The 18,479-nt window shown below is 65.5% G+C and carries 18 protein-coding genes; 7 read left to right on the forward strand and 11 right to left on the reverse strand.

Going from position 1 to position 18,479, the window contains the following annotated elements; genetic code table 11:
- Positions 1–44: 44 nt before the first annotated feature.
- From RCH22_RS06710 to dhaK, 5 genes are all read right to left on the reverse strand, one after another.
- The gene (locus tag RCH22_RS06710) at positions 45–1,205 is read right to left on the reverse strand and encodes a hypothetical protein (protein ID WP_327013288.1); all 1,161 of its coding nucleotides are present in this window, start codon (positions 1,203–1,205) and stop codon (positions 45–47) included.
- 132 nt (positions 1,206–1,337) lie between these two features.
- Entirely contained in the window at positions 1,338–1,496 is a 159-nt protein-coding gene (locus RCH22_RS06715) for a hypothetical protein (protein ID WP_327013289.1), read from the reverse strand.
- A 130-nt stretch (positions 1,497–1,626) separates the two neighbouring features.
- A complete protein-coding gene (gene dhaM / locus RCH22_RS06720; protein ID WP_327013290.1) occupies positions 1,627–2,367 on the reverse strand; it encodes a dihydroxyacetone kinase phosphoryl donor subunit DhaM in 741 nt (246 codons plus the stop codon).
- A complete protein-coding gene (dhaL, locus tag RCH22_RS06725) occupies positions 2,360–3,007 on the reverse strand; it encodes a dihydroxyacetone kinase subunit DhaL (RefSeq protein ID WP_327013291.1) in 648 nt (215 codons plus the stop codon). Before dhaL ends, dhaM begins: the two co-directional genes overlap by 8 nt.
- 11 nt (positions 3,008–3,018) lie before the next feature.
- The gene (gene dhaK, locus RCH22_RS06730; protein WP_327013292.1) at positions 3,019–4,020 is read right to left on the reverse strand and encodes a dihydroxyacetone kinase subunit DhaK; all 1,002 of its coding nucleotides are present in this window, start codon (positions 4,018–4,020) and stop codon (positions 3,019–3,021) included.
- A 218-nt stretch (positions 4,021–4,238) separates the two neighbouring features.
- Between dhaK and RCH22_RS06735 the strand changes: the two genes are divergently transcribed.
- Together RCH22_RS06735 and glpK are read left to right on the forward strand one after the other, a co-directional pair.
- Positions 4,239–5,003: an MIP/aquaporin family protein gene (locus RCH22_RS06735; RefSeq protein ID WP_327013293.1), complete on the forward strand. Its 765-nt coding sequence runs from the start codon at positions 4,239–4,241 to the stop codon at positions 5,001–5,003.
- A gap of 205 nt (positions 5,004–5,208) precedes the next feature.
- Entirely contained in the window at positions 5,209–6,723 is a 1,515-nt protein-coding gene (glpK, locus tag RCH22_RS06740; RefSeq protein ID WP_327013294.1) for a glycerol kinase GlpK, read from the forward strand.
- Positions 6,724–6,845: 122 nt separating this feature from the next.
- On the opposite strand, the gene trpD is transcribed toward glpK, so the two are convergent.
- Positions 6,846–7,898, reverse strand: a complete 1,053-nt coding sequence (gene trpD, locus RCH22_RS06745; protein WP_327013295.1) for an anthranilate phosphoribosyltransferase — start codon at positions 7,896–7,898, stop codon at positions 6,846–6,848.
- Between the two features lie 85 nt (positions 7,899–7,983).
- Between trpD and RCH22_RS06750 the strand changes: the two genes are divergently transcribed.
- From RCH22_RS06750 to RCH22_RS06770, 5 genes are all read left to right on the forward strand, one after another.
- Positions 7,984–8,673: a heme-copper oxidase subunit III gene (locus RCH22_RS06750; protein WP_327013296.1), complete on the forward strand. Its 690-nt coding sequence runs from the start codon at positions 7,984–7,986 to the stop codon at positions 8,671–8,673.
- 23 nt (positions 8,674–8,696) lie between these two features.
- Positions 8,697–9,509, forward strand: a complete 813-nt coding sequence (locus tag RCH22_RS06755; RefSeq protein WP_327013297.1) for a cytochrome c — start codon at positions 8,697–8,699, stop codon at positions 9,507–9,509.
- A gap of 93 nt (positions 9,510–9,602) precedes the next feature.
- Positions 9,603–10,673 (forward strand): Rieske 2Fe-2S domain-containing protein, encoded by a 1,071-nt coding sequence (locus RCH22_RS06760; protein ID WP_327013298.1) that lies wholly within the window; start codon positions 9,603–9,605, stop codon positions 10,671–10,673.
- 11 nt (positions 10,674–10,684) lie between these two features.
- A complete protein-coding gene (locus RCH22_RS06765; protein WP_327013299.1) occupies positions 10,685–12,292 on the forward strand; it encodes a ubiquinol-cytochrome c reductase cytochrome b subunit in 1,608 nt (535 codons plus the stop codon).
- A 49-nt stretch (positions 12,293–12,341) separates the two neighbouring features.
- Positions 12,342–13,259, forward strand: coding sequence for a methyltransferase (locus RCH22_RS06770; RefSeq protein WP_327013300.1), 918 nt, complete (start codon positions 12,342–12,344; stop codon positions 13,257–13,259).
- 59 nt (positions 13,260–13,318) lie between these two features.
- On the opposite strand, the gene RCH22_RS06775 is transcribed toward RCH22_RS06770, so the two are convergent.
- The 5 genes from RCH22_RS06775 to RCH22_RS06795 form a co-directional block, all read right to left on the reverse strand.
- Positions 13,319–13,741: a cytochrome c oxidase subunit 4 gene (locus RCH22_RS06775; RefSeq protein ID WP_327013301.1), complete on the reverse strand. Its 423-nt coding sequence runs from the start codon at positions 13,739–13,741 to the stop codon at positions 13,319–13,321.
- On the reverse strand, positions 13,742–15,421 hold the full coding sequence (gene ctaD / locus RCH22_RS06780; RefSeq protein WP_327015469.1) for a cytochrome c oxidase subunit I: 1,680 nt from the start codon (positions 15,419–15,421) through the stop codon (positions 13,742–13,744). It abuts the gene before it with no gap.
- A 57-nt stretch (positions 15,422–15,478) separates the two neighbouring features.
- Positions 15,479–16,366 (reverse strand): cytochrome c oxidase subunit II, encoded by an 888-nt coding sequence (gene coxB, locus RCH22_RS06785; RefSeq protein WP_327013302.1) that lies wholly within the window; start codon positions 16,364–16,366, stop codon positions 15,479–15,481.
- Positions 16,367–16,564: 198 nt separating this feature from the next.
- Entirely contained in the window at positions 16,565–16,921 is a 357-nt protein-coding gene (gene erpA / locus RCH22_RS06790; protein WP_134446531.1) for an iron-sulfur cluster insertion protein ErpA, read from the reverse strand.
- A 112-nt stretch (positions 16,922–17,033) separates the two neighbouring features.
- Complete coding sequence (locus RCH22_RS06795) at positions 17,034–18,470, reverse strand: dipeptidase (RefSeq protein WP_327013303.1); 1,437 nt, start codon at positions 18,468–18,470, stop codon at positions 17,034–17,036.
- Positions 18,471–18,479 lie beyond the last annotated feature (9 nt).

Genomic DNA, 18,479 nt, shown 5'->3' on the forward strand with positions numbered 1-18,479 from the left:
TGCTCCTTGGTCTCCGGGTGATCGTTCGGCGGGTGTTCGTCGGGTCATTTGTCGACATTGGCGTCTGGTGAGGCAAGAGGGGTGTCGTACCGCCCGCTGATGGTCGTGATCATCGCCTCGAGCGTCTCGTAGCTCGGCGGGTCGATGACGTTGACGGGGCTTGCGGGCGCCACGAGGCCGTTGCCGGCGAGGGCTGCCGTGAACACGGCCGGGTCGGCAGGCCGGAACCCATACTGCGCGGCGAGCCGGGCGAGGCGGGGGTCGGACTGGAGGAGTTCGCCCACCTGGGTTCCCTGTTCGGACAGCCGGACCACCGTGTGTTTCGAGAGCACAGTCGGGTCCGGATACATCAGGACCATGTCAGGGGTGATGGCGCTGCGGCCGGTGACGCTCATCTGCCTACCGAGGAACTGTGCCTCGTAGACCATCACGAGGGGTTTCGAGCCGATTCCCTGGGAGAGGTAGTCCTCGAATGGTGCCTCCGAGGAGGATGCCGAAAAGCCCTGCTCGAGGAAGAGCGCGGCCATCGGGTCGATGACGGCGGCCTCCGCGTCGGCGGAGCTGATGACGCTGTTCCCGTTGGCGACGTAGGACGCGATCGCAAGGTACATGGCCGCTGAGTTCGACTGGCGGATGTCCGTGCTGGAGATCAGGATCGAACGGGAGCTGTTGTAGCTCGCCGCCGCACCGGGGAGCTGATTCCAGCGGGTTCCCGCGGCGACGGCCTTGAGGTATTCCGCGACGTTCAGGTGCCAGGTGCCCGCGGCGTCCTGGTTCGCGATCCCCGCGGACTGCAGGAGGGTCACGATCGGCGTGAAGGTCGCGATCGCGAGCGGCGAGTAGAACGGGGGGTACACGCTGCGCGCCCCGGCTTCGCGCCGGATCTTCTCGGCGGCGGGCGCGGAGGACGGGAAGACGAAATCGACGCCGGTGAGGTCGACGGATGTGGCGATCTGGCGTGATCCCGCCGTGATGACCTCGACGTCGAAACCCTTCTCGGCGAAGACCGCCCGGACGGCCGGATCGTCGAAGAACGGCTTCTTCTCCGAGCCGATGACCCCGTGGACGACAGCGAGGTCCGTGGTCACCGGAGCCATCCCTGTCGTTCCTCCGAACAGGCGACCACCGACCACAACGATGACCACGCCTACGACGAGCACGCCCGCGAGGACGAGCCCGATCACACGCTTGACTGTGGAGCTCATTCGATGGATACCGTCTGGATTAGGTGGGACGACGTTGTGCAGGAGATCTGCACTGCAGACACTAGGGCATCCGGAGAAATTCTTGGTGAACTCGCACGCTGACCAGCCGTTGCTTGTGCGGAGCACGAGAATTCAGCCGGGAACGGGCGGGTCCTCCTCAGGGTGCTGGTGGGTGACCATGCCGAACTCGTTCACCGGTTCGAATGCGTCCCTGTCCCATGCGCCCGGATGGGGCACCGGACAGTTCAGGATCGTGTCGTGCGCGCCGTGCACGATCGTGTGTTCACTCATGGAATGGCCGCACACGGGGCACGGCGCTGTGGTGTCCTGGATCATGCGGCCAGCATAGAACCAATTGGGTCCTGAGGACCCGAATTTCTGAGAGGCGACTTCCGCCCGAGATACTGGCTCCCCGGGGAGGTCAGGCCTCCCCGAACCCCGATTCGAGGAGCGTGGCGAGGGCGTCGACCGCCGCGGCCGCGCCGGCACCGCTTGCCGAGAGTTCAACCCGTGCGCCACGGGTCAACCCGAGACCCATGATGGCCAGCAGGCTCGCGGCATCGCGGCCGTTGACCGTGACCGGAACGCCGAGCGTGGCGGCGAGGGTCACGAACTCTGCGGCGGGCCGGGCGTGCAGGCCGTCAGCGTTGATCAGGGTCACCGTCCGCGCCACCGTCGTGTCGGCCCCCGACTGACCGGACCCGGCATCTGCGGCCGGGAGGGGTGCCTGGGCCGAGGGCGGACCCGAGTGCTGCGCCCTGGCCGATCGGGCCGCCGACTCCACGGCAGAAAGGTCGCCACCGATCTGCGCGGCGACGGCGGCGGCGACGGCTCCCTCGACAAGAGGTGCGTCGACGATGACGACCCGGGATCGAGTGTCGTCATCGAGGAAATCGAGCGCTGACTCCGCGGTCAGGATTGCGGAGCCGAGGTCGCAGAGCACGACGACTCCCCTGCCTGCCTCTGCGGCCTCGATGCCCGCCGCCACCTTGGCGAAGCTCGTTCCGATCCGGTCGTCGTCGGTGCCGCCTGCCGGCAGCATCCGCACGGTCGGCGCCATCTGGCGGGCGAGATCGACGAGACCCTTTGCGATCAGTGAGCTGTGCGACACGAAGACGAGGCCGACGAGTGCGACGGGGGTCGGGAGCGCCGACTCACTCATCCGCAACCTGCTCAGCGGTGTCGGCGGCAGCACGCAGAAGCAGGGCACTGGACTGGGCACCCGGATCGCGATGCCCGATGGCGCGTTCGCCGAGATAGCTCGCGCGTCCCTTGCGTGCGATGAGCGGCTCCGTCGCAACCGCGCCGGCCTCCGCAGCATCCGCGGCCTCGACGAGGATGGCGACGGGCGTCGCTCCGGCGCGTTCCGCGGCAGCTGCAGCGTTCACAGCGGGAGTCCAGGCGTCGACCATGGTCTTGTCGCCGCTCTCCGCCTTGCCTCTGAGTACGATTCCGTCGCGTGCCGCCGCCAGCAATGCGACGACCGCGGCACCGTCCAGGTCCGGCTTCCCAGCCACCGCGACGGCCGCTTTCAGGAAAGCCGTTCCGTAGAGCGGTCCTGCGGCGCCGCCCACCGTGGAGATGAGTGTCGTCGCAACGAGTTTGAAGACGTCGCCGGGGACGGAGCCGGCCGGGAGCGCATCGAGTTTCCCGAGCACCGCTTGGAAACCACGGTCCATGTTCTCACCGTGGTCGCCGTCGCCGATGTCCCTGTCGAGGGTGATCAACTCCACGCGATGGTCGGCGATAACGTCCACACACTGCCGGATCCAGGCTTCAGCCCAGGTGACACTCAGATTCACGGAATCTCCTTCTACCGTCCCCACCGTAGCGCCGCAGTCTGCACCGGCGCATCCCAGAGCCTGGTGAGCTCGTCATCGAGCTTGAGAACCGTGATGGACATGCCCTGCATTTCGAGGGACGTGGTGAAATTCCCGACCAGCGTGCGCGTGACGGTGATCCCCTTTGCAGCAAGGACCTCGGCGGCCCTTCGGAAGACGATATAGAGCTCGATCTGGGGAGTGCCGCCCATGCCGTTCACGAGGAGGAGCACCGAATCCCCGCTCACGAACGGGATGTCCTCGAGAATCGGGCCGAGGAGACGGTCGACGATGGCGTCTGCGGGTTCGAGCTTGATCCGCTCCCGACCCGGCTCGCCGTGGATACCGATGCCGATTTCGATCTCGTCCTCTGCAAGGGTGAAGCTCGGCTCTCCCGCGTGCGGGACGACACACGGCGTCAGCGCCACGCCCATCGTGCGAACCTGCCCGATCACCTTCTCCGCGACGGCGGCAACGGAGGCGAGGTCGTCGCCGCGTTCGGCCGCAGCTCCGGCGATCTTCTCGACGAGGACCGTCCCGGCGACTCCGCGACGTCCGGCGGTGTACAGCGAATCCTTCACGGCGACGTCGTCATTGACGATGACAGTGCGGACCTCGATGCCGTCCGCGAGGGCCAGGTCGGCGGCCGTCTCGAAATTGAGTACGTCCCCGGTGTAGTTCTTCACGATGTGCAGCACCCCTGCGCCGCCGTTGACCGCCTGCGTCGCCGCGAGGATGGGATCGGGGGTCGGCGAGGTGAAGACCGCTCCGGGCACGGCGGCGTCGAGCATGCCGACGCCGACGAATCCGCCGTGCAGCGGCTCATGGCCGCTTCCGCCTCCACTGACCAGGCCGACCTTGCCTGACACCGGGGCATCGGCGCGGACGATGAAAGCAGGGTCGCTGGATACGCGCACGATGTCGCCGTGCGCGGCTGCAAACCCGGCCACGGCCTCATCGACGACGTTCTTGGGATCATTGACGAGCTTTTTCATGACTCTTCCTTCGGTCGGATGGTGATGATCGGTCGGCGTCGCATCGTGCGATTCGAAACGGAGCTGTCCTTAACCTACGCGCAGGTGGCCGGGGAAGTAAGGGACGAACCACCCCTCGACCTGCCCATTTCGCTCGGGATTCCAGCGCGCTATGGTGTTGCCAGTCGCTCACCGCGACCAGACTGTTCAGCGCTCGAGCCCTACCTAGGAAGGTCAACGTGGACAATATTGGAGTCGTATTTTTGTCGGAGGTCGTGGGCACCGCGATGCTCGTCCTCCTCGGTACCGGTGTCGTAGCCAACGTGGCCCTGGCCAAGAACAAAGGTCTCGGCGGCGGCTTCCTGATGGTCACCATCGGGTGGGGTTTCGCCGTCTTCTCCGGCGTCATCGTGGCGTACAACTCAGGTGCGCACCTCAACCCCGCCGTGACGCTCGGCCTCGTCGCATCGGGCGCGACCGAGTTCGGCTCCGGGGTCCCTGTGAACTTCCTGTCGGTGGTCGTCTACATCGCCGCTCAGTTCCTCGGCGCCATCATCGGGGCCGTGTTCTGCTGGCTCGCGTACAAGCAGCACTTCGACCAGGAACCGAACCCGGCGAACAAACTCGGCGTCTTCTCGACCGGCCCGGCCATCCGCTCCTACGGCTGGAACCTCGTCACCGAGATCATCGGCACCTTCGTTCTGGTCTTCGTCGTGATCGCCTTCGGCGGCGGACGGCAGGGCACGTCCGGCGGCCTCGCCGCCCTGGGCGCCCTGCCAGTGGCCCTGCTCGTCATCGTGATCGGCACCTCGCTCGGTGGGCCGACCGGGTACGCGATCAACCCGGCCCGTGACCTGGGACCGCGCATCGCGCACTTCATCCTGCCGATCAAGGGCAAGGGCTCGTCAGACTGGGCGTACTCCTGGGTGCCGGTCGTCGGACCCGTCATCGGCGGCGTCCTCGCCGGATGGGCCTCGTACGCTCTCCTGCCGATTCTCACCTAGTGCGCCTGCCGACCGACCGGACCCCGACGGGGGCCGGCCGGTCGGCTTCTGCATGTCCAGCGGAAGACCGCCAGTCAGTAGTCCCTCAGTCAGTAGTCCGTCAGTCAGTAGTCCGTCAGTCAGTCATCCAGTAGGCCGTCAGTCAGCCATCCAGTAGTCAGCCAGTCTCAGCACAACGTGTCAGAACAATACAAGGAGGTATTCCATGGCCCAATACGTCATCGCCATCGACCAGGGCACCACGAGTTCGCGGGCGATCATCTTCGACAAGGCGGGGTCGATCGTCTCGACCGGCCAGCTCGAGCACGAACAGATCTTCCCGCGCGCCGGCTGGGTCGAGCACGACCCGATGGAGATCTGGAACAACACCCGCGAGGTCATCGGGCAGGCACTGTCCAAGGCGAACCTGACCCGGCACGACATCGACGCCGTCGGCATCACCAACCAGCGTGAGACCGCCGTGGTCTGGGACCGCACCACCGGGCTCCCCGTCTACAACGCGATCGTCTGGCAGGACACCCGCACCCAGCCCATCGTCGACCGGCTCGCCGCCGACGGTGGTGTCGAGCGCTTCAAGAAGCAGGTCGGCCTGCCCCTGGCGACGTATTTCTCGGGCACGAAGATCGTCTGGATCCTCGAGAACGTCGAGGGCGCCCGGGCCAAGGCGGATGCCGGCGAGCTGATGTTCGGGACGACGGACTCCTGGGTGCTCTGGAACCTCACCGGCGGCCTCGAGGGCGGCGTGCACGCGACTGACGTCACCAACGCGAGCCGCACAATGTTCATGGACCTCGAAACCCTGCAATGGGACGACGACATCCTCGCCGCCTTCAACGTGCCCCGGTCGATGCTGCCCGAGATCCGGTCTTCCTCCGAGGTCTACGGCATCGCGAGCGAACACAGCCTGCTGCGCGAGACCCCGATTTCGGGCATCCTGGGCGACCAGCAGGCAGCGACCTTCGGTCAGGCCGCGTTCGACCAAGGCGAGGCGAAGAACACCTACGGCACCGGTAACTTCCTGATCTTCAACACCGGCACCGAGATCGTGCACTCCCAGAACGGCCTCCTCACCACCGTGGGCTACAAGCTCGGCGACGGCGAGACGCACTACGCGCTCGAGGGGTCGATCGCCGTCACCGGCGCGCTCGTGCAGTGGCTGCGCGACAACCTCGGCATGATCAGTTCATCCGAAGAGGTCGAGACGCTCGCGAAGTCCGTCGACGACAACGGCGGCGCCTACTTCGTGCCGGCGTTCTCCGGGCTGTTCGCGCCGTACTGGCGTTCGGACGCCCGGGGCGCCCTCGTCGGGCTGACCCGGTTCGTGAACAAGGGTCACATCGCCAGGGCTGCCCTCGAGGCGACCGCGTTCCAGACCCGGGAGGTGATCGACGCGGTCAACGCCGACTCCGGGGTCCCGCTCACCGAGATCAAGGTCGACGGCGGCATGATCGCCAACAACACGCTCATGCAGTTCCAGGCCGACATCCTCGGCGTGCCCGTCGTCCGGCCCGTCGTCGCGGAGACCACGGCGCTCGGTGCCGCATACGCGGCCGGCCTCGCGGTCGGCTTTTGGAGCGACCTCGACGAGCTCCGCGCCAACTGGCAGGAGGACAGTCGCTGGACGCCGCAGATGACGGTCGCCGAGCGCGACCGGCAGCTGCGCAACTGGAAGAAGGCCGTCACGAAGACCTTCGGCTGGGTCGACGAGGACGTGCTTTAGGCCGCACACCTCGCCGCCGCACAAGGACCAATTCGACGGAGATTCCGGGTTTCACACACGTGGGAGCGCGTCTCAAGGGCTTTCCCACCAGAATCTCCGTCGAATTGGTTCGGGCACGCGGGCTACGCGCGGCTGGCCGCGACCCATTCGGCGAGCTTGGCCGTGGCGGCCCCTGAATCGATGGATTCCGCTGCCACGGCCAGCTTGTCGCGGAATCTGTCGAGAATGCTCGACTGCGCGGACACCGGATTCTTCGCGAGATCGAAGGCGACAAGACCGGCCGCTGCGTTGAGGAGCACGATGTCCCGCACGGCACCCGCCTGTCCGGCGAGCGTCTGGTGCACGACCTCGGCGTTGTGCGCCGGGTCGCCGCCGAGGAGTTCGCTTATCGAGGCGCGGCGGATGCCGAGCTCGCGCGGGTCGATGTCATGCTCGGTCACGAGGCCCCGGGACACCTCCCAGACGTGACTGTGACCGGTCGTCGTGAGTTCATCGAGACCGTCATCCCCGCGGAAGACGAGCGCGGCAGCCCCGCGGGTCTGGAAAACGCCGACGATGAGCGGTACCCGGTCGAGTCCGGCGACACCGACAGCGGAGGCTTCCGGACGGGCCGGGTTGCAGAGCGGGCCGAGGTAGTTGAACACCGTCGGGATGCCCAGCTCTGCCCTGACCGGTCCGGCGTGACGGAATCCTGGGTGGAATGCCGCCGCATAGGCGAAGGTGATCCCGGTCGCGTCGAGGATCTCCGCGACCTTCTCGGCGGAGAGGGTCAGGTCGATGCCCAGCGCCGAGAGCACGTCCGAGGCACCCGATGCCGAACTCGCGGCCCTGTTCCCGTGCTTGATCACCGGAACGCCCGCGCCGGCACACACGATCGAAGCCATCGTTGAAATATTGACGGTGCCGAAACGATCACCCCCGGTGCCGACGATATCGAGCGCCATCGGGTTGACCGGGAGGGCGACGGCATGCTCGAGGATGGCGTCACGAAAGCCGACGATCTCGTCGACAGTCTCCCCCTTGGCGCGCAAGGCGACGAGGAACCCGGCGATCTGGGCCTGGGTCGCGTGCCCCTGCATCACTTGCTCCATGCTCCACGCCGCATCGGAGACGCTCAGGTCCTCTCCACTGAGCAGGGCGCTGAGGACATTGGGCCAGGACTGGATTTCGAGCATGAAACCGATCTTAAGCGCATCGGCTGCCGCGTTCCGAATCTGCTCCAGCGGCGCTTTCGTTCCAATATGGTTACCTTTTGGGTAAATGACGCACCCGCATCCGCATGGTGCGCACCCCGGCTGCGAAATCGGCCATAATGGACGAGTGACGAGCCCTTCGATAACTTATTCAGCCACAGCGCCCGTGGTTAATCGGCCCAACAGCGTTGCTGTCGGCACCATTGTGTGGCTGGGCAGCGAAGTCATGTTCTTCGCGGGCCTGTTCGCCATCTACTTCACGCTTCGTTCGACATCGCCGGAACTCTGGCAATTCGAAGCCGAGAAGCACAATTTTCCCTACGCACTCGTGAACACCCTGATCCTCGTTTCCTCGTCGATCACGTGCCAGTTCGGCGTGTTCGCCGCGGAGCGTCTCCAGGCCCGCTCAACGGGCTGGAAGCCCAGCCAGTGGGGCATGGTGGAATGGTTCTTCCTGACGTACGCCCTCGGCGCCGTCTTCGTCTCCGGGCAGATCTGGGAGTACGCCACCCTGGTCTCCGAAGGCGTGTCGCTGCAGAGCAACGCATACGGCTCGGCCTTCTACCTCACCACCGGGTTCCACGGCATCCACGTCACGGCCGGCCTGATCGCCTTCCTCCTCGTCATCGGTCGCGGGTTCGCGGTCAAGAACTTCGGTCACAAGGAGGCGACGAGCGCCATCGTCGTCTCGTACTACTGGCACTTCGTCGATGTCGTCTGGATCGGCCTCTTCCTCGTCATTTACGTCCTCAAATAGAGATCCGGAGCGGACACCTCAGAATGACCAAGACCAACACCCTCAAGCCGGCCCGCGTGCGCACGTCCGGCCGCCGCAGCCCACTGGCCAGTGTCGCCCTGATCGCCATCGGCCTTCTCTTCACGGGCGGCGCATACGCGCTGTTCAGCACGAGCACCGCGAGTGCCCAGACGGATGCCTCGTCCCAGCAGACCATCGGAGAGGGAAAGAAGCTCTTCGCGAGTAACTGCGCCACCTGCCACGGCCTCGGCGCCGCGGGAACCGGATCAGGACCCAGCCTCATCGGTGTCGGTGCGGCGTCCGTCGACTTCCAGGTCGGCACCGGCCGGATGCCCATGCAGATGGACGGTCCGCAGGCCGAGAAGAAGGCCGTCTCGTTCACCGACGAACAGATCGCAGCCCTCGCCGCCTATGTCGCCTCCCTCGCCCCCGGGCCGGCGGTCCCGGATGCGCGCTACCTCGACGCTCAGGGCGATTCCGCGAAGGGCGCCGAGCTGTTCCGCATCAACTGCGCGATGTGCCACAACGTCGCAGGCGCCGGAGGCGCCCTCACGGAGGGCAAGTTCGCCCCCGCACTCGACGGCGTCTCCGCCCAGCACATCTACGAGGCCATGATCACGGGACCGCAGAGCATGCCGGTCTTCAACGACATGAACATCTCACCGGAGAGCAAACGCGACATCATCACGTACCTCAAGTACCTCGAGAACAACCCGTCTCCTGGCGGATACGCCCTCGGCTCGCTCGGTCCGGTTTCCGAAGGACTGTTCCTCTGGATCTTCGGACTCGGCGCGATCGTCGGGTTGACGGTGTGGATCACCGCAAAATCGAACTGACCCGCATCCGAACAGGGCGCGGAATCAGAATCATGCAGCAGACACACCTGCTCAGCACACAACTGCACGACACACAGCAGACAAAGGAGCACAATGGCCACGGACGATAACAGCGGGAAGGACCTTACCGCTGCTGACTCCGGCGCCGGGCACGACCCCGCGAACGCCGGCACGGCCGTTGTCGTGCGCGACGCCGTGGACAACCCCGGATTCCCGCCGCACCGCCCCCGCGTCACCGACCTGAACCCGAGCGCCGAGCGCCGTGCCGAGCGCACGGTCTACACGCTCTTCTACGTCTCGATCGTCGGAAGCGTTTTTGCGATCGCCGCGTACATGGCGTTCCCGATCGTGGAAACCGACCCGGGCTCCGTTCGGCTGAACACCCTCTTCATCGGCCTCGGTCTGGCCCTCGCGCTCCTTGCGATCGGCATCGGCGCCGTCCACTGGGGCAAGGCACTGATGAGCGACCACGAAGGCATCGATGTCCGGCACCCCGTCCGCGGCTCAGAGGAGACCAGGGCCAGGGCCGTCGAGATCTTCGCCGAAGCCAACGAGGAATCCGGGATCGGACGACGCAGCCTCATCCGGAACAGCCTGATCGGCGCGCTCATCGCCTTCCCCCTTCCCGCGGTCGTGCTCTTCCGCGGCCTCGGTCCGATGAACGAGAACCCTTCCGAGCTGCTCACCCACACGATGTGGACCAAAGGGACCCGGCTGGCGATCGACCCGACCGGCACACCGATCAAGGCCTCGGACGTCACCCTCGGCTCCGCCTTCCACGTAATTCCGGAGGGTTTGCAGGACCTTCCGAGCGGTCGTCTGGAAGAGAAGGCCAAGGCGGCCGTGCTGCTGATGCGCCTCAAGCCCGAGGACCTCAACGAGCTCCCCGAGCGTGCAGGCTGGTCGTACGACGGCATCGTCGCGTATTCCAAGATCTGCACCCACGTCGGCTGCCCCGTCGCCCTCTACGAACAGCAGACCCACCACCTGCTCTGCCCGTGCCACCAGTCACAGTTCGACGTGTCGAACCACTGCGAGGTCATCTTCGGACCGGCCAAGCGGCCGCTCCCCCAGCTGCCCATCGCCGTAGACTCTGAGGGCTACCTCATTGCGCAGAGCGATTTCACTGAACCCGTCGGACCGAGTTTTTGGGAGCGGCATTGAGTATCACCAAAATGACCACAGGCGTGGTCGAGACGACGAAGACCAACGGCGGCTTCACGGGCGCGGCGGCGAACTACATCGACGAGCGCACGAGCATCTCCACCGCGGTGAAGGAACTCGGCCGGAAGATCTTTCCAGACCACTGGTCCTTCCTCCTCGGTGAGGTTGCCCTCTACAGCTTCGTCATCATCCTGCTGTCCGGGACGTTCCTGACGTTCTTCTTCAGCGCCTCGATGGCACCCGTCCACTACGAAGGCTCGTACGTTCCGCTCAAGGGTGTCGAAATGTCGGCGGCGATGTCCTCGTCGCTCAACATCTCCTTCGACATCCGCGGCGGCCTCCTGATGCGCCAGGTGCACCATTGGGCGGCGCTGCTGTTCGTGGCGTCCATCGGCCTGCACATGCTCCGGATCTACTTCACGGGTGCGTTCCGCAAACCCCGCGAACTCAACTGGGTCATCGGCTTCATCCTGTTCATCCTCGCGATGGCAGAAGGCTTCACCGGATATTCCCTCCCCGATGATCTGCTCTCCGGCAACGGCCTGCGGATCATCGACGGAATGGTCAAGGGCATCCCGCTGATCGGAACCTGGATCTCCTTCCTGCTCTTCGGCGGCGAATTCCCGGGCGAGGCGATCGTGGGTCGGCTCTACTCGCTCCACATCCTGCTGCTGCCCGCGATCATCATCGCCCTCATCGCGATGCACCTGCTCTTCGTCGTCGTGCACAAGCACACCCAGTACCCCGGTGCCGGACGCACGAACAAGAACGTCGTCGGCTACCCGGTCCTCCCGGTCTATGCCGCCAAGGCCGGCGGGTTCTTCTTCATCGTCTTCGGCGTAGTGATGTTGATGGCTTCGCTGTTCACGATCAACCCGATCTGGAACTACGGCCCCTATGACCCCTCCCCGGTCTCGGCCGGTACCCAGCCCGATTGGTACATCGGCTTTGCCGACGGCGCGCTGCGCCTGATTCCGCCGGGGCTCGAGTTCGTCTGGCTCGACCGTACCTGGTCGTTCAATATCCTGATCCCGCTCACCACCCTGGGACTCTTCATACTCGTGGTGCTGATCTACCCGTTCATCGAGGCCTGGGTGACAGGAGACAAGCGCGAGCACCACATCCTCGACCGTCCTCGCAACGCCCCGACCCGCACCGCCATCGGTGCGGCGGGCGTCACGTTCTACGCGGCTCTCTGGGCGACGGCGTCTTCGGACATCATCGCGACGCACTTCCACGTGACGATGGAGGGCGTCATCCATACGATGCAGTTCCTCACCATCGTGGGCCCGTTCATCGCGTTCTTCGTCGCCAAGCGGGTCTGCCTCGCACTTCAGAAGAAGGATCGCGAGATCGTTCTGCACGGCTACGAATCGGGCCGGATCGTGCGTCTGCCCGGTGGCGAGTACATCGAGGTGCACCAGCCCGTCGACGAGTACGAGCGCTGGAAGCTCGTGAGCTATTCCGACTACAAGCCGCTGATGATCCGCCCGAACGACCAGGGCAGGATCACTGCCGGCCAGCGCGTGCGCGGCGGACTCTCCCGCTGGTTCTTCGAGGATCGGATCGTTCCGGTCACCACGACAGAACTCGAGCAGAGCCACGGGGACCACCACTAACAAGCGGTCCCACCTTCACCACAACACAACATGAACAGATCGGGCATCGATGTCCCTCCAGACCCTGTCGGAGTGGCTTCGGTGCCCGAACTGCTTCTCGCCCCTCGCGGCGAACGGCGGCCTCGTGCTGCGATGTGCGTCCGGGCATTCCTTCGACGCCAACCGGCGCGGCTATCTTTCGCTTCTGGGCGGGCGCAGCCATGTGGTCGGTGACAGCGCCGCTATGCTCGACGCGCGTGAGGCCTTCCTCGAAGCAGGCTGGTACGAAGACCTGCGCACGGCCGTCACGACGCTCGTCGCAGTGGAACAGCCCGCTCGGGTGCTCGACATCGGCTGTGGCACCGGGTACTACCTCCGCGGAGTGACCGAAGCCTGTCCGACCGCCGGATACCTCGGAATGGACCTTTCGCCCATCGCCGTGGCCCGAACTGTGGCCACCGCCCGCGCTGCCTCACGACCGGGACACGCTGTCGTCGCAGACGAGACACTCCCAGACCCACCACTCGTGGACGGGCTCGTCGCCGACGTGTGGACCGACCTTCCGGTTCGGACCGGCATCGCCGACGTACTCCTGAACGTTTTCGCTCCCCGCAATCCTGCGGAGTTCCATCGTGTGCTCCGGGACGACGGCTTCCTCGCCGTCGTCGTGCCCCACGACGACCATCTCCGTGAGCTCCGTGACGCGGGACTGGCCCTCGACATCCCCCCGAACAAGGCGGAAGACCTCCGCGTCGCCCTGGGCGCGTGGTTCGCGCTCGAGGCACGGATCGGGGTCTCCGGCCGTCACGACCTCGGCGCGGACGAGGTTGCCTCGCTGATCGGCATGGGTCCCTCAGCGCACCACACGGGGACGGAGGCGATCGCGAACCGCTGGCCGGCCACGAACCCGGTGACATTCTCCTTCGACGTCCTCGGCTTCCGCCGCCGCGCCGTGCCCGCTCTCCCCCGTTCACGCGAAAGCGGGTGAATCGTCGTTCTCAGAAGTTGAGACCGACGATTCACCCGCTTTCGCGGAACAGGGTTCGGCTATCGCGCGAAGTTACCGCGGTAGTACTCGTAGACCCAGCCGATGAGGCAGATCACGCCGACGCCGACCGCGATGATCGAGATCCAGAACCCGACCGCGAGGCCGAGGAACAGCAACGCCGCACTCGCGGCGAGGAGGATGGGCCACCAGCTCCACGGGCTGAAGAAGCCGACCTCGGGATCGCCGTCGTCGACGTTGGCGTCCAGGCGATCCTCCGGGAGCTCTCCGCCCTGGGCGCCGTGCACCCGGGAGAGGTAGAAGGCGACGAAACTCACAAACACAGAGCTCAGCGCCAGGGCGAAGGTGCCCGCCCATTCGATGCTGTGCTGGTGCGGGTCGACGAGGCCCCAGATGATGTACGCGACCGTGACGAGGGCGAAGAAGCCCGCGAGCAGCCAGAAGAGGTTGGTGTTTGCCCTCATTTATTTGACCTCGTTCGTTGCGGCGTCGTAGACGGGGGAATCGGGGGCGTCCTTGCCCGGCCCGATTCCGATTGGCATGGCGACCTCAGGGTGGTTGAGGTCGAAGGCCGGCCGTTCAGAGCGGATGCGCGGTATTGACGTGAAGTTGTGTCGCGGCGGCGGGCACGACGTCGCCCACTCGAGGGAGGCTCCGAAGCCCCACGGGTCGTTGACCGTCACCTTCGGTGCCTTGCGGGCCGTGATGTACACGTTCAGGAAGAACGGGATCATCGAGACGGCGAGGATCATCGACCCGATGGTGGACAGCTGGTTCATCCAGGTGAAGCCGTCCTCCGGAGAGTACGAGGCGTAGCGACGCGGCATGCCGACCACTCCGAGCCAGTGCTGCACGAGAAAGGTGGTGTGGAATCCGATGAACAGGAACCAGAAGTGCCACTTGCCGAGACTCTCGTTGAGCATCTTGCCCGTCCACTTGGGCCACCAGAAGTAGAAGCCGCTGAACATGGCGAACACGACGGTGCCGAAGATGACGTAGTGGAAGTGCGCGACGACGAAGTACGTGTCCGAGACGTGGAAATCCAGCGGCGGCGAGGCGAGGATGACACCGGTGAGCCCGCCGAAGGTGAACGTGACGAGGAAGCCGAGCGCCCACAGCATCGGCGTCTCGAAGGTCAGGGACCCCCGCCACATCGTGCCGATCCAGTTGAAGATCTTCACGCCGGTCGGAACCGCGATGAGCATCGTCATGAGCGAGAAGAACGGCAGCAGCACCGAACCGGTCACGTACATGTGGTGGGCCCAGACCGCCACCGACAGGGCGGCGATCGAGATGGTCGCGTAGATGAGCGTCTTGTACCCGAAGATCGGCTTGCGGCTGAAGACCGGGAACACCTCGGAGACGATGCCGAAGAACGGCAGCGCGATGATGTACACCTCCGGGTGACCGAAGAACCAGAACAGGTGCTGCCAGAGGATCGCACCGCCGTTGGCCGGGTCGTAGATGTGCGAGAGGAAGATGCGGTCGGAGGCCGCTGCAAGGAGCGCTGCGGCGAGCACCGGGAAAGCCATCAGGACCAGCAGAGAAGTGACGAGCGTGTTCCAGGTGAAGATCGGCATCCGGAACATGGTCATGCCGGGGGCGCGCATCGTGATGATGGTCGTGATGAAGTTGACCGCGCCGAGAATCGTGCCGAACCCGGACAGTCCCAGGCCGACCATCCACAGGTTTCCGCCGACGCCGGGTGAGAACGTCGTGCTCGCGAGGGGTTGGTAGGCGAACCAGCCGAAGGATGCTGCTCCCTGCGGCGTCAGGAACCCGCCGACGGCGATCAGGCTGCCGAAGAAGAATGCCCAGAACGAGAAGGCGTTGAGGCGGGGGAAGGCGACGTCAGGAGCGCCGATCTGCAGGGGCATCAACGAGTTCGCGAAGCCGAAGAACAACGGCGTCGCGAACATCAGCAGCATGATCGTTCCATGCATGGTGAAGAGCTGGTTGTACTGCTCCTTGGTCTGTACGACCTCGAGGCCGGGCTCGAAGAGCTGCGCGCGGATGACGAGCGCCATGACGCCGGCGAGGCAGAAGTAGACGAACGAGGTGATGAGGTACATGTACCCGATCACCTTGTGGTCGGTGGAGGTGATCCAGCGGACGAGGACGTTGCCCTTACGCTCGACGCCCATGGGACGACGGGTGGCGGCCGGCGTCGCGGGTGCTGCGGGTGCGGTTGTGGTCATGGCCTACTTACCTTCCTCTACCGCCGGGGCGGACGTGCCCGGAAGATTCTGGTTGCGGTTGTACCCGTTGTCGAGCTGCCCGGTGTTGCCCGCGGCCTTGAGCGAGGCCGTGTACGCCTCGTAGTCGGCCTCTGACACGACCTTGACTTTGAAGAGCATGAGCGAGTGGTACTCACCGCACAGCTCGGCGCACTTGCCGGAGTAGGTGCCGATCCGCTCCGGGATGACCGACATGTAGTTTGTCTTCCCCGGGATCATGTCCTTCTTGTAGAGGAAATCGATGACCCAGAAGGAGTGGATGACGTCGCGGGATTCGAGCGCCAGTTCGACCTTCTTGCCCACGGGGAGGACGAGCGTCGGCAACTCGGATTCGACGAGAGAGCCCTTGGGCCCGTCGAGGTTCGGCTGGCCCTGGATGCCGGCGGAGTAGACGTTTTCGTTGACGTAGTTGAAGTCCCAGGCCCACTGCTTGCCGATGACCTCGATCTTCACGTCCGGTGAGTCGAAGCGGGCCTCGATTGCGGTCTGGTCCCTCGCGGTGAATGCGAAGAAACCGATGACGAGGATGAGGGGAACGATCGTGTAGAAGATCTCGATCGGCATGTTGTACCGCAGCTGGACCGGGAGTCCGGTCTGGCCCTTGCGGCGCCGGTAGGCGATCACGGCCCAGATTGTCAGGCCCCAGGTGATCAGGCCGACGATCAGGAGCACGATCCAGGATGTCGTCCAGAGTCCGGCGACGCGGTCGGTCTGGTTCGTCACCGCCGGTTCGCCCTCGACGAAGCCGGGCAGGAAGCCGTGGAGCTGGGCTTGGGTGCACCCCGCTAGAACAATGACCAACGACGCTGCGATCGGAATTGCAGCCCATCGGAGACGGCGGTTTTTGCGCACCAGTAACCTTTCGGGGAGTCTCAACATCACTTCATCGGAAGTGCCTCTGTGTGAATGACAGCCTACTGCGCGGGATGCACTTCGGGGTGCAGCGCAGGCGCTGATCCGGTAACGAATCCGCCTCGAGATGCCGGGCCGGTCTGCCAGAATCCACCGCGAAGATGCCGGGCGGGCCCGCCCGGCATCACCTTCGATTGTCTAGCTGAACGAGTCCCCGCAGGCGCAGCTGCCGCCGGCATTGGGGTTGTCGATGGTGAAGCCCTGCTTCTGGATGGTGTCCTCGAAGTCGATCGAGGCCCCGTCCAGGTACGGAACGCTCATCTTGTCGACGACGACCTCGACGCCGTCGAAGTCGACGAGCGCGTCACCGTCGAGCACACGCTCGTCGAAGTAGAGCTGGTAGATGAGGCCGGAGCAGCCGCCGGGCTGGACGGCGACGCGGAGGCGCAGGTCCTCGCGGCCCTCCTGGGCGAGCAGGCTTCGCACCTTCAGCGCTGCGGCCTCGCTCAGGCCCACTCCGTGGGCGGCGGTGCTGGTTGTGATGGTGTCGGTCATGACGCTCCTTGCGCTGTGCTCGAATTCTGACAAATTCTACCTGCAGCAACGGTGAGTCCGCCGCAGAAATTCCCGGCTGCCGGTCTCTCGTCTCTGACGGAGGCGGATGGGTTCATCGGGTGAGGGCCTCCGGAGTCCCGGTGCGGCGGTTGAGCCGGTCGAGCAGGAACGCCTCGGCGAGTACTGCCCGTTTGAACACGCCCAGGTGGAGGGACTCGTTGGGGCTGTGCGCCCGGGAATCGGGGTCTTCGACACCCGTGACGAGGATCTGGGCCTCCGGGAACACCCGCACGAGGTCCGAGATGAACGGAATGGAGCCGCCGATGCCGACGCTGACCGGGGGCTTGCCCCAGGCATCCGTCAGTGCACCGATTGCGAGCGGCACAGCCCAGCCGCTGTCGTCGACGAGGAATGCCTCGCCGGTGTCGACGTCGTCGATGGTGATTCTCGCCCCATACGGAACGTGGGCGCGCAGGTGCGCCTCGAGGGCGTGGTAGGCCTCAGCAGCGGGCTGTCCTGGTGCGATCCGGGTGCTGAGTCGCACGCTCACGACCGGGGACAGCGTGTTCGAGGCGTTGGCGACGCTCGGGGCATCGATGCCCGTGATCGTGATGGCGGGCTGGGACCAGAGCCTGCTGAGCAGCGGGCCGTGGCCGATGGGCGTCGCAGCATCGAGGAGGCCGGTTTCCAGGCGCAGTTGTTCCTCGGTGTATTCGGGTGCAGGGACGTCCCGGCTCGTGAGTCCCTCGACGGCCACGGAGCCGTCTTCCGCATAGAGGCTCGCGAGGAGGCGCACGGTCGCCATCATGGCGTCCGGCACCGCTCCCCCGTACATGCCGGAGTGGGAGGCGTGGTCGAGGGTGCGCACGGTCAGGCGGAAGGTGACGTTGCCCCGCAGGGCGACCGTGAGGGCGGGGGTGTCCACGTCCCAATTGTTGGAGTCGGCGACGACGATGACGTCGGCGCGGAGCGACTCCCGGTTGTCCTCGAGGAATGCTGCGAACGAGCGACTGCCGAACTCCTCCTCACCCTCGATGAACACCGCGATGCCGAGCTCGAAGTCTGGACCGGCCGTCTCGGCGAGTGCCCGGATCGACGCTACGTGCGCCATCACCCCTGCCTTGTCGTCCGCTGCCCCTCGTCCATAGAGCCGATCCCCGCGAACGGTCGGCTCGAACGGCGTGGATTCCCAGTCGATGTCGTGGCCGGGGGGCTGCACGTCGTGGTGGGCATAGAGCAGGACGGTGGGTCGACCGTTGCGGGCCGGCCGGTAGGCGAGCACAGCAGGCTGGCCCGGTTCCGCGGTGCCGGGAATTCCCGACCGGGTCACGACAACTTCGTCGAAGACGTTGAGCCCCCGCACCAGGGCAGCGACGGCCTCCGCGCTTTCCGCCACCCTGGCCGGATCGAACGCGTCCCAGGACACGGACGGGATGCGCACGAGGGCGCACAGGTCGGCAATCGTGGCGGGGAGGGCGGCCTCGACCGCGGCGCGCACAGGCGCGTCCGCGAGTGCGGCTTCGGGTGCAGTATCTGGGGTGACGGTCATCAGGTAATC

The organism is Cryobacterium sp. GrIS_2_6, assembly GCF_035984545.1.
GTDB lineage: Bacteria > Actinomycetota > Actinomycetes > Actinomycetales > Microbacteriaceae > Cryobacterium.

Coding starts and splice junctions, on each gene's coding strand:
- RCH22_RS06775 (WP_327013301.1), bottom strand. CDS start 13,741: ATGAGGGCAAACACCAACCTCTTCTGGCTGCTCGCGGGCTTCTTCGCC.
- RCH22_RS06770 (WP_327013300.1), top strand. CDS start 12,342: ATGTCCCTCCAGACCCTGTCGGAGTGGCTTCGGTGCCCGAACTGCTTC.
- erpA (WP_134446531.1), bottom strand. CDS start 16,921: ATGACCGACACCATCACAACCAGCACCGCCGCCCACGGAGTGGGCCTG.
- dhaM (WP_327013290.1), bottom strand. CDS start 2,367: ATGAGTGAGTCGGCGCTCCCGACCCCCGTCGCACTCGTCGGCCTCGTC.
- trpD (WP_327013295.1), bottom strand. CDS start 7,898: ATGCTCGAAATCCAGTCCTGGCCCAATGTCCTCAGCGCCCTGCTCAGT.
- RCH22_RS06760 (WP_327013298.1), top strand. CDS start 9,603: ATGGCCACGGACGATAACAGCGGGAAGGACCTTACCGCTGCTGACTCC.
- glpK (WP_327013294.1), top strand. CDS start 5,209: ATGGCCCAATACGTCATCGCCATCGACCAGGGCACCACGAGTTCGCGG.
- RCH22_RS06710 (WP_327013288.1), bottom strand. CDS start 1,205: ATGAGCTCCACAGTCAAGCGTGTGATCGGGCTCGTCCTCGCGGGCGTG.
- RCH22_RS06715 (WP_327013289.1), bottom strand. CDS start 1,496: ATGAGTGAACACACGATCGTGCACGGCGCGCACGACACGATCCTGAAC.
- RCH22_RS06750 (WP_327013296.1), top strand. CDS start 7,984: ATGACGCACCCGCATCCGCATGGTGCGCACCCCGGCTGCGAAATCGGC.
- RCH22_RS06765 (WP_327013299.1), top strand. CDS start 10,685: ATGACCACAGGCGTGGTCGAGACGACGAAGACCAACGGCGGCTTCACG.
- RCH22_RS06755 (WP_327013297.1), top strand. CDS start 8,697: ATGACCAAGACCAACACCCTCAAGCCGGCCCGCGTGCGCACGTCCGGC.
- ctaD (WP_327015469.1), bottom strand. CDS start 15,421: ATGGGCGTCGAGCGTAAGGGCAACGTCCTCGTCCGCTGGATCACCTCC.
- RCH22_RS06795 (WP_327013303.1), bottom strand. CDS start 18,470: ATGACCGTCACCCCAGATACTGCACCCGAAGCCGCACTCGCGGACGCG.
- dhaK (WP_327013292.1), bottom strand. CDS start 4,020: ATGAAAAAGCTCGTCAATGATCCCAAGAACGTCGTCGATGAGGCCGTG.